Origin of the sequence: Listeria monocytogenes, assembly GCF_900187225.1 — a bacterium.
GTDB lineage: Bacteria > Bacillota > Bacilli > Lactobacillales > Listeriaceae > Listeria > Listeria monocytogenes.
Genome location: NZ_LT906436.1, coordinates 273,670 through 289,201 on the forward strand (window position 1 = coordinate 273,670; position 15,532 = coordinate 289,201).

Genomic DNA, 15,532 nt, shown 5'->3' on the forward strand with positions numbered 1-15,532 from the left:
TTATTCATCAAAGACTAGTAATATTTTACGCCAAGTCATCCAAGATAGTGCAGATCCAAGGTGTATTTAATGATGAATTATCTACTCAGTCAAATTATAAGGAGACGATAAAATGAAACAGAGAAAAACCTCAGTACTACATGTTTTACTTGTAGTGACAGCTATCTTGGGAATTAGTTTATGGGTAAATGCAAGTCATGGGATGAAAGCTCAGGCAGAGAGTATTGCGCAACCAGCGCCAATTAACGAAATTTTCACGGATCCAGCATTAGCGGACGAGGTGAAGACGGAACTTGGAAAAACTAGTGTCACTGATGAAGTTACGCAAACAGATTTGAATCAGATAACTAAACTTGAAGCAGACGACAAAGGAATAAATTCAATAGAGGGAATACAATATTTAACTAATTTGAATATGTTGGGTGTATCTTCCAATCAGATTACTAATATTACACCTCTTGCCAATCTTACTAATTTAGATTCTTTATATTTAGGAGATAATAAAATTAGTGATGTGACGCCACTTTCAGGATTGACACAGTTAACATTCGTACAATTATCTATCAATCAAATAAAAGATGTGACACCTCTTGCTAATCTAACGAAATTAAATTATTTAGATTTACGAGAAAATCAAATAAGTGATGCAAGTCCTTTAGTTAATATGACTGATTTAACGGTTTTACATTTAGAAAAACAACAAATAACAGCCGCGCCAGTCGTATATCAAACTAATTTAGTTGCACCAGATATTTTGAAAAATGCTTATGGTGAAGTAGTACCACCAACAACGATTAGTAATAACGGAACCTTTGCTAGTCCAAATATCACTTGGAACTTAGATAGTTTCACGAGTGAGGTTAGTTATGATTTTAATCAAAAAATCACACTAGGTGATAATGGGAAGGTAACTTTTGCAGGAACTGTTGTTCAACCGATAGTAGAAGCGCCCGTGAATTACATTACTACATTTGATGTGGATGGAACGACGACGACAGAAAACGTGGTAGTGGATACATTAATAACCGAACCTGCTGAACCGACAAAAGAAGGTTATACTTTTTCTGGTTGGTATGATGCGGAAACTGGTGGGAATGAATGGGATTTTGCAGTAGATAAAATGCCGGCTACGAATATGACACTTTACGCACAGTTCACGATAAACAGCTACACAGCGACATTTGATGTGGATGGTGAAACAACTAATCAAAAAGTAGATTACCAAGCTCTGCTACAAGAACCGACTGCTCCGACGAAAGATGGCTACACATTTGTAGGATGGTATGATGCAAAAACGGGTGGAACTGAATGGGATTTCGCAACTAGCAAAATGCCAACTAGTGATATAACTTTATATGCTAGATTTACTAAAAATCCTAGCTCAGACAATTCTCAAACAGCTCCCGGAAAAGATGATAAAAACGACAAAGATAAACTAACAATTAAAGCTAACGACAGCGCAGATGCGACGAGTACTAAACTTCCAAAAACAAGTGATGATTCAAGTATGATTCCTACTATTTTAGGAACGCTTTTCATCGGAGGTGCAATACTAATCTTACGAAAAAAAACTACTAACATTTAAGATAAAGTAGATTTGGTTTCTATTTTCAGTAGAGACCAAATTTTTTTGTTAATTTGGTCTAAAAAAGGGTATCTATTATTAATGACTTATTTAGAAGAATAATTAGTGAATCTAATTTAAATAAAAGGAGAGGGATTATGAAGAAACGGTGGAATTCAGTATTCAAACTAGTTTTAATGGTAACTGCTATTCTCGGGCTTAGCCTATATGTAACGACAAGCCAAGGTGTGGAGGTTCGGGCAGAGAGCATCACGCAGCCAACCGCAATTAATGTGATTTTCCCTGATCCAGCTCTTGCGAATGCAATTAAAATAGCGGCTGGAAAATCTAATGTAACAGATACTGTCACGCAAGCGGATTTAGATGGAATAACTACTTTATCAGCATTTGGGACTGGAGTAACAACGATAGAAGGAGTGCAGTACTTAAATAATTTGATAGGGTTAGAACTTAAAGATAACCAAATAACTGATTTAACTCCTCTTAAAAATTTAACGAAAATAACAGAACTTGAATTATCTGGAAACCCGTTAAAAAATGTGAGCGCGATTGCTGGGTTACAAAGCATAAAAACGCTAGACCTAACTTCTACGCAAATTACAGATGTGACCCCACTTGCAGGTCTTTCCAATTTGCAGGTATTATATTTGGATCTCAATCAAATAACCAATATAAGTCCGCTTGCAGGACTAACTAATTTACAATACTTATCAATCGGAAATGCCCAAGTAAGTGATTTAACCCCACTTGCTAATTTATCTAAACTAACTACTTTAAAAGCTGATGATAATAAAATAAGTGATATTTCGCCACTTGCTAGTTTACCTAATCTTATAGAAGTTCATTTGAAAAATAATCAAATTAGTGATGTTAGCCCACTTGCGAATACTTCAAACTTATTTATTGTCACTTTAACGAATCAAACAATTACCAACCAACCTGTGTTTTATCAAAATAATCTTGTCGTCCCTAATATAGTAAAAGGTCCTTCTGGCGCGCCTATTGCACCCGCTACTATTAGTGACAATGGAACATACGCAAGCCCAAATTTAACATGGAATTTAACTAGTTTTATTAATAATGTTAGTTATACTTTTAACCAATCAGTCACTTTCAAAAATACAACAGTTCCGTTTAGTGGGACAGTTACACAACCATTAACAGAAGCTTACACTGCGGTTTTTGACGTGGACGGGAAGCAAACAAGTGTGACAGTCGGCGCGAATGAATTAATTAAAGAACCAACGGCCCCGACGAAAGAAGGTTACACATTCACAGGCTGGTATGATGCAAAAACTGGCGGGAATAAATGGGATTTCGGCGTGGATAAAATGCCCGCAGAAAATATCACGTTGTATGCTCAGTTCACAATTAATAGCTATACTGCCTCATTTGACAATGATGGTAAATTAACGACTCAAAAAGTCACTTATCAAAGTCTATTAGAAGAACCAGCAGCGCCAACGAAAACAGGTTATACGTTCAAAGGTTGGTATGATGCTAAAACGGGTGGAACTAAATGGGATTTTGCTACTGGTAAAATGCCGGCGGGAAATATTACACTATATGCCCAATTTACTAAAAATGATAGCCCAAATCCAAATGATCCAACCCCTAATACCCCAACAGGAAATGGTGATGGTACAAGCAATCCAAGCAATTCAGGAGGCAATACCACACTTCCAACAGCTGGTGACGAAAATACCATGCTTCCGATTTTTATCGGGGTTTTCTTGCTAGGAACAGCAACGCTAATTCTCCGCAAAACAATCAAAGTGAAATAACAATAAAAACAGCTGAGGTTTATAGTTTCTTTATAGACTTCAGTTGTTTTTGTTAATAGGGAAATACATCTAAATGTCACAATTAATCATTAACGGGTCTAATTTTAGTGATTGAACGAAATTTGATTAAGTTATAATTAAATAATTCAGCTATGAGTACATACACAGTCCTAAGAAATTGAATAATTTTATAAAGGAGATAAGTTAATGAAAAGAAACAAAACAGCATTACGTATCTTAGTAACTCTGGCTGTAGTAATGGCAATTAGCTTTTGGGTAGGGACGAGCTCAAAAGAAGTACAAGCAGCAGAGATTGGACAACCAACGCCTATCAATGAAATTTTTACAGATGAGAATTTAGCAAACGCAATAAAAACAACCTTAAGTAAACCTAGTACTGCATCTGCTGTTTCACAAGTGGAGTTGGATTCTGTACGTGATGTAACGGCAGAAAGTAGTAATATAGCTTCTTTGGAAGGAGTACAGTATTTAAATAATTTAGATACATTAGTTTTAAATAATAATAAAATAACTGATTTAAATCCACTTGCAGGATTAACTAAATTAAGTATTCTAGAAGCAAGTAATAATCAACTAAGTGATATAAGTGCACTTTCCAATGTGACAAATTTGCACCAATTAAGATTAGACGGAAATCAAATAAAACAGTTAAATGGAGTTAGTAATTTAATCAATCTTGAGACTATTGAACTAAGCAATAATCAAATAACTGCTATAAGCCCGGTTTCAGGTTTAAAAAACTTAGTTGGTCTTGGAATAGATAATAATAAAATCAGTGATTTAAGCCCAATTTCTGGTTTATCAAAGTTAAATCATTTAACTGCAGACAGTAACCAAATAAGTGATTTGCGTCCTCTATCAAACTTAGCTGCTATGGAAGTTATGCGACTAGATGGAAATCAAATTAGCGATGTAACTCCAATTGCGAATTTGGCTAATTTAAACTATGTATTTTTAGCTGAAAATCAAATCAGTGATATTAGTTCTTTACAACCGCTTTTTAATTCACCTAATTTTTTTGGTATTACTTTAGACAATCAAAAAATAACCAGTGAACCAGTATTGTATCAACAAGAGCTTGTGGTCCCTAATAACATTAAAGATGAAATGGGAGCTTTAATCGCACCAGCTACAATTAGCGATAATGGTGTGTATGCAAGCCCGAATATTAATTGGAATTTACCTAATTATACTAATCAAGTAAGTTACACTTTTAATAAACAATTAGCATATGGTTCTTTTAGTGGTACAGTGACCCAACCACTTCACAATGCTTACACAGCGACATTTGACGTAGATGGAGTGAAAACAAATGAAGCAGTGGAAGAAACGAAATTGCTTCAAGAACCAATAGCACCAACCAAAGAAGGCTACACTTTCACAGGCTGGTATGATGCGAAAACTGGCGGAAATAAATGGGATTTTGCGACAGATAAAATGCCAGCAGAGGACATCACATTATACGCGCAGTTTACGATTAATAGTTACACAGCCACATTTGATATTGATGGTAAATTAACGACTCAAAAAGTCACTTATCAAAGCTTGCTAGAAGAACCAGTAGCGCCAACGAAGGATGGCTATACGTTCACAGGTTGGTATGATGCTAAAACGGGTGGAACTAAATGGGATTTTGCGACAGGGAAAATGCCAGCGGGAAATATAACACTATACGCCCAGTTCACTAAAAATGACAACCCGAATCCCGATGATCCAACTACCAATACCCCAACAGGAAATGGTGATGGTACAAGTAACCCAAGTAATTCAGGAGGCAATACCACACTTCCAACAGCTGGTGACGAAAATACCATGCTTCCGATTTTTATCGGGGTTTTCTTGCTAGGAACAGCGACGCTAATTCTCCGCAAAACAATCAAAGTAAAATAACAACAAAAATAGCTGAGGTCTATAGTTTTTCTATAGGCTTCAGCTTTTTTTATTAGTAGATAAATTCATCTAAACGTCACAACTAAATCGTTAACAAGTCTAATTTTAGTGATTAAACGAAATCCTACTACGCTATAATATAGTGACTTAACTACGAGAACATACAAATTTCTAAAAAGCAGAATTACTTTATAAAGGAGATAGTTTAATGAAAAGAAACAAAACAGCATTAAGAATCTTAGTCACTTTAGCTGTAGTATTGGCAATTACTTTTTGGGTAGGGATGAGCTCAAAAGAAGTACAAGCAGCGGTGATTGAACACCCAACCCCTATTAACGAAATTTTTACTGATCCAGTGCTTACTGATAATGTAAAAACACTGCTCGGAAAAGCGGATGTAACAGACGAAGTTACGCAAACCGACTTAGATAGTGTAACTCATTTATCAGCAAAATCAGCAGGAATAACAACAATAGAAGGATTGCAGTATCTAACTAATTTATCGGAATTAGAATTAATAGATAATCAAGTAACCGATTTAAATCCTCTTAAAAATTTAACGAAAATAACAGAACTTAGATTATCTGGAAATCCGTTAAAAGATGTGAGCGCGCTTGCTGGATTAAAAAATCTAAAAACGATGGATCTTATTTATACAGATATTACGGATGTGACACCACTTGCAGGACTTTCCAATTTACAGGTGTTAAATTTAGATATCAATCAAATAACTGATATAACTCCACTTGCTGGACTATCTAATTTACAATTTTTATCGTTCGGAAGTACTCAAGTAAGTGATTTGACGCCACTTGCTAATTTATCTAAACTAACCACACTAAACGCTATGAATAGTAAAGTAAGCGATGTTTCTCCACTTACTGGTTTATCTAATCTCACAGAAGTTTATTTGGAAGAGAATCAAATTAGTGATGTGAGTCCGCTTGCAAAATTACCCAACTTATCTATTGTTACTTTAACGAATCAAACAATCACCAACCAACCCGTATTTTATCAAAATAAACCTATCGTTCCTAATGTAGTAACTGGCCTTTCTGGTGAGCTTATTGCACCGGATACTATTAGCGACAATGGAACATACACTAGTCCCAATTTAACGTGGGATTTAAACAGCTTCATTAATAGTGTTAGTTACACATTTAACCAATCAGTCACTTTCAAAAATACAACGGCTCCTTTTAGTGGAACAGTTACACAACCATTAACAGAAGTTTACGCTGTAGTTTTTGATGTGGACGGAGAGCAAACAAGTGCGATGGTAGGTGTGAATGAATTAATTAACGAACCAACTGCTCCAGCCAAGGAAGGTTATATATTCGATGGATGGTATGACGCAAAAACAGACGGGAATAAATGGGACTTTGGGATAGATAAAATGCCTGCTAGTGATATAACTTTATATGCTAAGTTCACTGAGAACGAAGAACCAAATGCTAGTAGTCCAATTAATGTGGAACCAAATGACAATAATTCAGACAATGCAGAACCAAATGCTAGTAGTTCAATTAATGTACAAGAAAATGGAACTAACGAAGGAATAAATAATCTGAACAGTTCAGGTGAAGATAAAGTCAACATCAAGTTACCGATTACTGGGGATGAATTGAATGTGCTTCCTATTTTTGTAGGAGCAGTTCTTATCGGAATTGGCTTAGTTTTATTCCGCAAAAAACGTCAAACAAAATAAACCAATCAATGGCTGGGCTTCTGTAAATCATGCAGAGGCTAAGCCATTTTTTAGTTGGTGATTTATAAGAAGGAGTTTGCCTTTATAGAGAACGGGAAAACATAGAGTGGAATTCATAGAAAGAGGGCGTGAAATATGGACCAACAAAAAAAGATTCAAATTTTAAAGGACATGGTAAATATTGATTCGACTAATGGGCATGAAGAACAAGTTGCGAACTATTTGCAAAAGTTGTTAGCTGAACACGGTATTGAGTCCGAAAAGGTACAATACGACGTAGACAGAGCTAGCCTAGTAAGCGAAATTGGTTCCAGTAACGAGAAGGTTTTGGCATTTTCAGGGCATATGGATGTAGTTGATGCGGGTGATGTATCTAAGTGGAAGTTCCCACCTTTTGAAGCGACAGAGCATGAAGGGAAACTATACGGACGCGGCGCAACGGATATGAAGTCAGGTCTAGCGGCGATGGTTATTGCAATGATTGAACTTCATGAAGAAAAACAAAAACTAAACGGCAAGATCAGATTATTAGCAACAGTTGGGGAAGAAATCGGTGAACTTGGAGCAGAACAACTAACACAAAAAGGTTACGCAGATGATTTAGATGGTTTAATCATCGGTGAACCGAGCGGACACAGAATCGTTTATGCGCATAAAGGTTCCATTAATTATACCGTTAAATCCACTGGTAAAAATGCCCATAGTTCGATGCCAGAGTATGGTGTGAATGCAATTGATAATTTGATACTATTTTACAATGAAATAGAAAAATACGTTGCTTCCATCCATGCCACAAATGAAATACTTGGCGATTTTATTCATAATGTCACGGTGATTAATGGCGGAAATCAAGTCAATAGTATTCCGGAAAAAGCAGAACTACAAGGTAATATTCGTTCCATACCAGAAGTTGATAACGAGACTTTGAAGCGACGTATTGTTGAAATTGTGAATGAGTTAAATAAAAAAGAACATGTGAAGTTAGAGTTACTGTTCGATTATGATAAACAGCCTGTATTTAGCGATAGGAATTCAAGCTTAGTGAATGTCGCACGTGATGTTGCGAAAGGTATTATTAAAGAAGAGATACCCTTACTTGGAATTTCTGGAACAACAGATGCAGCTGAATTTACCAAAGCGAAGAAACAATTCCCAGTGATTATTTTTGGACCAGGAAACGAAACCCCTCACCAAGTAAACGAAAATGTTTCAATTGACAATTATTTAGAAATGATTGATGTATACAAACGGATTGCCATTGAGTATTTATCGTGATGAAACTTTAACTTTACTTATTTCCCGCTATAAAATAAGTAATTAAACAAAAGCCTAGTATTTGTTTATAAACAGGTGCTAGACTTTTTTTCTTGCATTTTATACAGTTTAGGACTAAACTGATGATATCAAGAGGAGGGAACAAACATGGTAAAAAAAGAAGAAAGGCTAGGGGTTTTGCTTTGGTTTCGATTTAGTCGTTTTTATAATCGAAATATGAAGCTGACCAATCAGAATTTGCGAGCAGCAGGGATTTCAACGGCGCAGTTTGATTGCATTGCCCAAATTGGCTTAGACAAAGAGATTACACAGCAACAACTTGCCGAAAAATTAGTCGTAACAAAGGGAAATGTCACCCAACTCCTCGCAAAATTAGAGCAATTAGGTTATATTACGCGAACAAAAACAGGACGCGAGAAGCATATTACCCTCACAGAAAAAGGTCAAGCATGTTACCGAGAAAATGTCCCAAAACAAGAAGCTTTTCAGCAAGCTCAATTTGATAAATTAACAAGAGACGAACAAAAAGAACTACTTAAGCTATTAAAAAAATTAGGAGAGTGATTATTTATGAAATTAACGGGAATTCATCACGTATCTATTTTTACAGCGAATGCACGAGCTAACTTTGACTTTTATACAAAAATAATGGGACTACGACTAGTGAAAAAATCGGTTAACCAAGACGATCCTTATACGTACCACCTATACTATGGTGATGAAATTGGCTCGCCGGGGACAGCGCTAACTTTCTTTGAAGTTCCGAATATGGCTAAAAACCACCCATCACGCAATGCGATTTCCGGACTCAGCTTACGTGTGCCAAGCGATGAAGCCTTGCACTACTGGGATAAAAGACTCGATGAACATCGCATTTTTCACAGCAAACCAATTGACCAATTCGGGCGCAAAATTATTCGTTTAAAAGACACAGATGGCTTGCCTGTCAATTTGATTTCTGATGAAACAAGCACACAAGTAACCGAGGTGACCCCTTGGGAAGATAGCCCGGTTCCAGCAGAATACGCGATTCGCGGACTTGGTCCAGTGCGCTTTTCCGTTTTCAAAAAAGAAAAAACAGACCGCCTTTTGACGAAAATATTAGGCTTCGAACGGATTGGCGCCTATGAAGATGATGATAAATTAGTTACAGTATTCAAAACTGGCAACGTTGGGCTTGGCGGCGAAGTGCACGTGGAGTCGCGACCTGATTTAGAACAAGGAAATCTAGGCGCTGGCGGAATTCATCATGTGGCGTTTCGTGTACCGACAGATGGCGACTTAATTGGCTGGACAGAAATGATACAAGACCTTGGCTACAAAAATTCAGGTTATGTGGATCGGTTTTATTTCCATTCTCTTTACTTCCGTGAAAGTAATGGTATTTTAATCGAACTCGCAACCGACGAACCAGGTTTCCAAACAGATTTCACGAAAGAGCATGGAACCTATGTAGATTTACCGCCACACTTAGAAGAACGTCGCGAAGATATTTTGGCACATTTAAAACCGCTGGATACAGACAAATAAACAAGAAAACCTTGAAAATATGCCCATTCATGATACAATTTTAGAAGAATGTGTAATTAGGAGGCAGGATTTTGGCAGAAGGTTTACGTACAATTTATTTTGTAAGACATGGTAAGACGGAATGGAATATGACTGGACAAATGCAAGGATGGGGCGATTCTCCGCTAGTTGCAGAAGGTATTGACGGGGCAAAAGCAGTTGGCGAAGTATTAAAAGACATGCAGATTGATGCCGTTTATACGAGTACTAGTAAACGCACGCAAGATACCGCGGCTTATATTCTCGGTGACCGCGAAATCGAAATTCGACCTCTGGAAGAACTAAAAGAAATGGGTTTTGGAACATGGGAAGGCATTAGAGTAACGGAAATTGACGAAAAACACCCAGAAGAACGCGCAAAAATTCTCCATAGTCCAGAAACCTACAAAGCAGAAGTAAATGGTGGCGAAACCTATTATGAGCTTGCAGAACGACTACTAGAAGGCGTCGAAAAAATTATTGCAGACAATCCAAATGGTAATATTCTCGTCGTTTCTCACGGCATGTCGCTCACGTTATTATTATACTTGCTGCAAGGCGGAACTATTGAAGATCACCGCAAAGAAGCACCAAGAATTTTGAACACAAGTATTAGCATCGTAGAATACCAAAACGGCGAATTTTCTCTTAAAAAAATCAATGAAATCGGTCATTTAGACTTAAAATAAGTAGAATCTTGGGCATATCTCATTGAAGGTGTGTCCTAGATTTATACATAAGAGAGAGCTAGAAAAAGGGAGAAAACATACATATGAAAAGAATTGTCAAAATTTTTCTACATTATTTATTAGGAATTTTAGGAATTATTTTAATCAGCTGTGTTCCCGCTATATTTAGCAAAGTGACTTCATGGTCATCAAGCACGTACTGGGAGGCGCTTAAGTCAATTTTTACAGCGATTTTCCACCCAACCAAATGGGAAATTAGTTACCAAGGAAGCGCAGAAGTTTTTCATGTGTCGTTGGCAGATTTTATCACCGGACCATATTTCTACTCCATGAAAATTATCGTAGCGAGCTTGGTAATTTCAGCGCTCATTGCCTATTTGCTAGTAATTGCGACATTTCGCGGGCCAAAATGGTTGCGCCGAGGCTTAAGCGGATTCCTATCGATACTTCAAGCGTTTCCAGATTTTTCCTTTATTTTCCTTATTCAAATGGCCGTCGTCTACATATATCAACAAACCGGCGTGTTCACCTTGAACTTCTACAGCTTAAACGGCGAGCAAATTTATGCAGCACCAATCGTCTGCTTGTCCATCATACCAACTGTGCTCTTTTACAAAATGATGATGCTCCTTATGGAAAATGAATGGCAAGCTGACTACATCCAACTGGCTCGCGGGAAAGGCTTAACCGATAGAGCGATACTACTTCGCCACGCCACACCCAATATGATGCAAAGCTTGTTTTACCAATCCAAAACCATCGTTTGGTTTATTTTAAGCGCCTACCTGGTTGTAGAATTTTTATTCGGTATCGAAGGCGTGCTCTACTACTTACTAGCGGGATTTAGCCCATTAAATATTTTCCTAGTATTAGCACTCGTGTTCACCCCATTTTACTTCTTTTACACACTAATAGACCTTTGGATTAGCCGCGGAAAAAATACCGAGAGCGCAAATGTGACCCGAATACCGCTGCACTGGAATAGTTTCCAAAAAACCTTTACGGAAAAAGTAAACCTTAAAAGCAAATGGCGAAACATTGTAGTAACGACCGGGCAGCTCCTAAAACGACCATCTTTCAGCATTCCGCTGGTCACACTTAGCATCTTACTAATCGCAAGCCTTATTTACGGGCTTATGGGAGACAAAATCAACTCGCTTAAATTTATCAGTGATGCGACCGGACGAGTAACCGCTATGGCGCCCTTCAAACCAAATGCACAAGTATGGCTAGGCACCGACCAAGCCGGAAACTCCATTCTCGACCAATTACTAGTTGGAATCAAATACACACTACTTATAGCTGTCGTCATCGCAACGCTACGTGTCGTGATTGGTTACCTTTTGGCAGTACCGCTCGCGTTTTTCAGCAAACCGCGCACACGCAATTTCGTCCAAAGCATAGCGGACGGAATGCATTATCTGCCACTGTCATTACTTGTCTTTATTATCATGGTCAACGAATTCATCAGCTATTCTGGCGTTTTCGAAACAAACCTATTTACACGCATAACCTTCCAAATTTTAATCATGGTTGTTATCGTTTTACCAATTACAACCAACCGAATCAGCAGCGAAATTTCCCAAGTATTGAAAAAAGAATTCGTCCTGAGCGCGCTCGTGTTTGGCGGAAATGCTCGCTGGATTTTAACCAAACATATCAACCCACAAATCTGGTCGAAATTAATTTTGATTTGGATTGAACAGCTCATTCAAACCTTGCAGATGTTCGTGCATTTAGCTATCTTTGGAATTTTCATCGGTGGGGCGATTATGGGCGCCGATGACGGCATGCTGAACCCCGTCATTCCCGAATTATCTGGTCTTATCGCAAATGCTAAATTTGTATTCGCCAACCACCAATTCTGGATAATTTTACCGCCATTAGTTGTATTTATGATTCTAATTCTTTGTTTCCAAATGATGGCAAATTCGCTTTTAAAACGAGAAGAAGACAGCAAAAAAGCCTAGTTCTTTTAAAGAACTAGGCTTTTTCAAATTCCTCTATAGATTTATCTAACCATAACTCATACCATTCAAGAAAGCCTAAACGTTCTTCATTCCCAAAGTAAAAATCAGGATAGACACCATTGTCATTATTTCTGTCATCCACCCAAATTTCTCCGTAAGAAGGGCCGTTTACAACTAGGTTAATGGACACGCCGCAACCAAAGTTAGCAATGCGCAGAAGTCCAAATACTTCTTTATCAGAAAAGCAAAGTTCTTGCCAAGCATCATAAGCTTCATCGGACATTCCTTCTTTATAACCCGGCCCATTCCAGTCATCTGTATGTGGAAAAGGCTTGCTCAGCGTTTGCACACCATACTTTTCAGCCTTGTAATCAAGAGAAGAACAAAGTCCGTCCACTAGAGTTTCTAAACCATAGTAAGGACCCATTCCACCATCACCAATCTGTTCCAAAAATGCGCGATAACCTTGTGGTAAAGCAATTTGATGCTCATTTTCAAACGCAGCAATAGTTTGATTAGACAAAGGCTGATTGAGTTTATAGGCATGGCTTTCTGAACCAAATAAATTCAAATCAACATCTTTTTCTTTTAAAGTAGTGATTTTTGCTTGGATTCTAGCTAGCTGACTTTGATATTCAGCCATATTTTATAAGTCTGCTCCATTAGTCTCAATCACTTGTTTATACCAGTAATAACTTTTCTTCGGAATACGTGTCATTGGCGCATCATCTTCCACGTCGCGGTCAACATAAACAAAACCGTAACGTTTTTGGTAGCCGTTTAACCAGCTTAGAAGGTCTGTGAAGCTCCAAGTACAATAGCCTAACATATCAACCCCGTCACTGATTGCATCGCGGATAGCAGTTGCGTGCGCGCTCAGGTAGTCAATACGGTAGTCATCGTTTACTTCGCCATCTACTAATTTATCAAATTCGCCTAAACCATTTTCCGTAATTAAAATTGGTAAAGCATAGCGGCTGTTAATACGACGAAGCGCAATTTGTAAGCCTTTAGGATCGATTGTCCAGTCCCAGTTCGTTGTTTTTACAAAAGGATTAACGACTTTTTTGTAAACACCAGGGACACCAGTTTCTTTTGTGCTGCCTTTTTTACCAGTGAAGTTCATTTCGTTGTTTTGACCAACGCCATCAAGCGGGTTGTAAGCAACAGTTGCGGATTGATAGTAGTTCACGCCCATGAAATCTGGTTTTGCAGACGCAAGTAGTTCCATATCGCCATCTTCAATAACTGGCGCAATATCGTTTTCTTCTAAATATTTCCAAACAGCTTTCGGATAACGACCAAAAGCATACATATCCATCCAGAAATAACTATTTAATTCTTCTGCATCATCCGCAGCTTGAACGTTTTTAGGATCTGTGTCGATTGGATAATGTGGTGTGTAAGCAAAACTTGGTCCAATTTTCCCATCAGGAACGATTTCGTGGAAAGCTTTGATAACACTAGCATTAGCTAAGTTCGCAATGTGGTTTACTGCGTACATTCTTTTTGGATCGCTAACTTTTGGTGGGTGAAGCGCTTGACCATAACCCATACCAACAAAGATATTTTGCTCGTTCAAGGACACCCAATATTTAACGCGGTCGCCGTAACGTTTGAAAAGTGTTGTGGAATAATTTGTGAAATCTTCAATAACTTGGCGAGATTCCCAGCCACCGTACTCATCAAATAATGCTTGTGGGATATCCCAGTGATACAACGTTACAAGCGGTTCGATGTCATATTTAAGCAACTCATCAATTAAGTTATCATAAAATTTCAATCCAGCTTCATTCACTTCGCCTTTACCATTTGGGAAAATACGAGTCCAAGCGATAGAGAAACGGTAAGCTTTTAGGCCAGCGTCTGCCATTAGTTTTACGTCTTCTTTATAACGGTGATAATGGTCAACAGCTACATCGCCATTTGTACCTTTGAAAGTAGTTCCAGGAATGCGGACATATTCGTCCCAAACTGATTTACCTTTGCCGTCTGCGTCCCATGCGCCTTCGATTTGATAAGCTGCGGATGCAGAACCCCATAAGAAATCTTTCGGGAATGGTGAACGTTTTTGATGTTCCATTAATATAACCTCCATTAAAGCGATTTTTATTAAAAAACTCTACTAATATATTTTAAAGTATATTCTTTTAAAAAGATAGTTAAAAAACGCAGATTCGAATAGGAATCTGCGTTTTTGTTTTATTTATCCAGTACAAATTTTTGAATTGCTTTTGCTACACCACTATCATTGTTCGATGCAGTCGTATAGTCAGCTAATTGCTTAATTCTTTCCGGAGCATTGCCCATCGCAATACCAAGTCCAGCAAATTCAAGCATCGTAACGTCATTTTCTTGGTCGCCAATGCAGATAACTTCGCTTTGCTTAATGCCAAGTTTTTCGGAAAGTTCTTTGACCGCGTTACCTTTACTAGCGTCACGATTTAGAATTTCCAAATAGAAAGGCGTGCTACGAACTAAATGATATTTTTCGCGGAATGATTCCGGAATTTTCGCAATACCAACTTCTAGCTCAGGGGCTTCTTCAATAAACATTGCTTTCGACATAATAAAATCTTCCGGCACGTTTTCGATTTCTTTATAAATCAGTTGGCTACCAGTAAGATAAGCTTCGACAATCGTGTATTTGCCGATTTCTCGGTTCGGCGTATAAAGCGCTTTGTCATCAAAGAAATGCATGTGCAAATTGCTATCTAAACTCACTTGATAAATTTCTTTTAAATCGTCAATGCCAAGTGTTAAGTGAGAAATAACTTCTTTTGTAAATGTATCTTGAACAAATGCGCCGTTAAAACTAATAACGTAATCGCCTTCCTCACGTAGTTCAAGTTCAGTTAAATAATTTTCTACACCAACAAGCGGACGTCCAGTACAAAGAACCACTTTTACGCCTTTTAGTTTTGCTTGGCGAATGGCTTCTTTTACTTCATCCGTAACCTTATGATCATCTGTCAGTAGGGTTCCATCAATATCAATCGCGATTAATTTATACAATATACTAGCTCCTTTTCCATCATAAACTCATTCTAGTATAGCATAAA

Annotated in this window: 12 protein-coding genes; 9 read left to right on the forward strand and 3 right to left on the reverse strand. The window is 37.7% G+C overall.

What is annotated here, in order from left to right:
- Window positions 1–112: 112 nt before the first annotated feature.
- From inlG to CKV70_RS01385, 9 genes are all read left to right on the forward strand, one after another.
- The gene (gene inlG / locus CKV70_RS01345; protein WP_010989385.1) at window positions 113–1,585 is read left to right on the forward strand and encodes a class 1 internalin InlG; all 1,473 of its coding nucleotides are present in this window, start codon (window positions 113–115) and stop codon (window positions 1,583–1,585) included.
- Window positions 1,586–1,722: 137 nt separating this feature from the next.
- Window positions 1,723–3,369: a class 1 internalin InlC2 gene (inlC2, locus tag CKV70_RS01350; protein ID WP_014600430.1), complete on the forward strand. Its 1,647-nt coding sequence runs from the start codon at window positions 1,723–1,725 to the stop codon at window positions 3,367–3,369.
- Between the two features lie 207 nt (window positions 3,370–3,576).
- On the forward strand, window positions 3,577–5,280 hold the full coding sequence (gene inlD, locus CKV70_RS01355) for a class 1 internalin InlD (protein ID WP_014600431.1): 1,704 nt from the start codon (window positions 3,577–3,579) through the stop codon (window positions 5,278–5,280).
- Between the two features lie 208 nt (window positions 5,281–5,488).
- Window positions 5,489–6,988, forward strand: a complete 1,500-nt coding sequence (gene inlE, locus CKV70_RS01360) for a class 1 internalin InlE (protein WP_014600432.1) — start codon at window positions 5,489–5,491, stop codon at window positions 6,986–6,988.
- Window positions 6,989–7,123: 135 nt separating this feature from the next.
- Window positions 7,124–8,263: an ArgE/DapE family deacylase gene (locus CKV70_RS01365; RefSeq protein WP_014600433.1), complete on the forward strand. Its 1,140-nt coding sequence runs from the start codon at window positions 7,124–7,126 to the stop codon at window positions 8,261–8,263.
- Between the two features lie 147 nt (window positions 8,264–8,410).
- Window positions 8,411–8,827 carry a MarR family winged helix-turn-helix transcriptional regulator gene (locus CKV70_RS01370; RefSeq protein WP_003723053.1) on the forward strand — a complete coding sequence of 139 codons (417 nt, stop codon included), beginning with the start codon at window positions 8,411–8,413 and terminating at the stop codon, window positions 8,825–8,827.
- Between the two features lie 6 nt (window positions 8,828–8,833).
- A complete protein-coding gene (locus CKV70_RS01375; RefSeq protein ID WP_012951146.1) occupies window positions 8,834–9,793 on the forward strand; it encodes a ring-cleaving dioxygenase in 960 nt (319 codons plus the stop codon).
- A 71-nt stretch (window positions 9,794–9,864) separates the two neighbouring features.
- The gene (locus CKV70_RS01380) at window positions 9,865–10,500 is read left to right on the forward strand and encodes a histidine phosphatase family protein (RefSeq protein WP_012951147.1); all 636 of its coding nucleotides are present in this window, start codon (window positions 9,865–9,867) and stop codon (window positions 10,498–10,500) included.
- 83 nt (window positions 10,501–10,583) lie between these two features.
- Window positions 10,584–12,470: an ABC transporter permease subunit gene (locus CKV70_RS01385; RefSeq protein ID WP_014600434.1), complete on the forward strand. Its 1,887-nt coding sequence runs from the start codon at window positions 10,584–10,586 to the stop codon at window positions 12,468–12,470.
- A gap of 13 nt (window positions 12,471–12,483) precedes the next feature.
- Here the strand turns inward: CKV70_RS01385 and CKV70_RS01390 are convergent, their stop codons facing one another.
- The 3 genes from CKV70_RS01390 to yidA all read right to left on the reverse strand — a co-directional run bounded on the left by CKV70_RS01390 (window position 12,484) and on the right by yidA (window position 15,485).
- Window positions 12,484–13,113: an SMI1/KNR4 family protein gene (locus tag CKV70_RS01390; protein WP_010989391.1), complete on the reverse strand. Its 630-nt coding sequence runs from the start codon at window positions 13,111–13,113 to the stop codon at window positions 12,484–12,486.
- Window positions 13,114–13,116: 3 nt separating this feature from the next.
- Window positions 13,117–14,553, reverse strand: a complete 1,437-nt coding sequence (locus CKV70_RS01395; protein ID WP_003722891.1) for a glycoside hydrolase family 1 protein — start codon at window positions 14,551–14,553, stop codon at window positions 13,117–13,119.
- A 119-nt stretch (window positions 14,554–14,672) separates the two neighbouring features.
- A complete protein-coding gene (yidA, locus tag CKV70_RS01400) occupies window positions 14,673–15,485 on the reverse strand; it encodes a sugar-phosphatase (protein WP_003729164.1) in 813 nt (270 codons plus the stop codon).
- Window positions 15,486–15,532 lie beyond the last annotated feature (47 nt).

Bases quoted from the DNA above. Each gene is read 5' to 3' on its own strand.
- inlG (WP_010989385.1), top strand. From the start codon at position 113: ATGAAACAGAGAAAAACCTCAGTACTACATGTTTTACTTGTAGTGACA.
- inlC2 (WP_014600430.1), top strand. From the start codon at position 1,723: ATGAAGAAACGGTGGAATTCAGTATTCAAACTAGTTTTAATGGTAACT.
- inlD (WP_014600431.1), top strand. From the start codon at position 3,577: ATGAAAAGAAACAAAACAGCATTACGTATCTTAGTAACTCTGGCTGTA.
- inlE (WP_014600432.1), top strand. From the start codon at position 5,489: ATGAAAAGAAACAAAACAGCATTAAGAATCTTAGTCACTTTAGCTGTA.
- CKV70_RS01365 (WP_014600433.1), top strand. From the start codon at position 7,124: ATGGACCAACAAAAAAAGATTCAAATTTTAAAGGACATGGTAAATATT.
- CKV70_RS01370 (WP_003723053.1), top strand. From the start codon at position 8,411: ATGGTAAAAAAAGAAGAAAGGCTAGGGGTTTTGCTTTGGTTTCGATTT.
- CKV70_RS01375 (WP_012951146.1), top strand. From the start codon at position 8,834: ATGAAATTAACGGGAATTCATCACGTATCTATTTTTACAGCGAATGCA.
- CKV70_RS01385 (WP_014600434.1), top strand. From the start codon at position 10,584: ATGAAAAGAATTGTCAAAATTTTTCTACATTATTTATTAGGAATTTTA.
- CKV70_RS01390 (WP_010989391.1), bottom strand. From the start codon at position 13,113: ATGGCTGAATATCAAAGTCAGCTAGCTAGAATCCAAGCAAAAATCACT.
- CKV70_RS01395 (WP_003722891.1), bottom strand. From the start codon at position 14,553: ATGGAACATCAAAAACGTTCACCATTCCCGAAAGATTTCTTATGGGGT.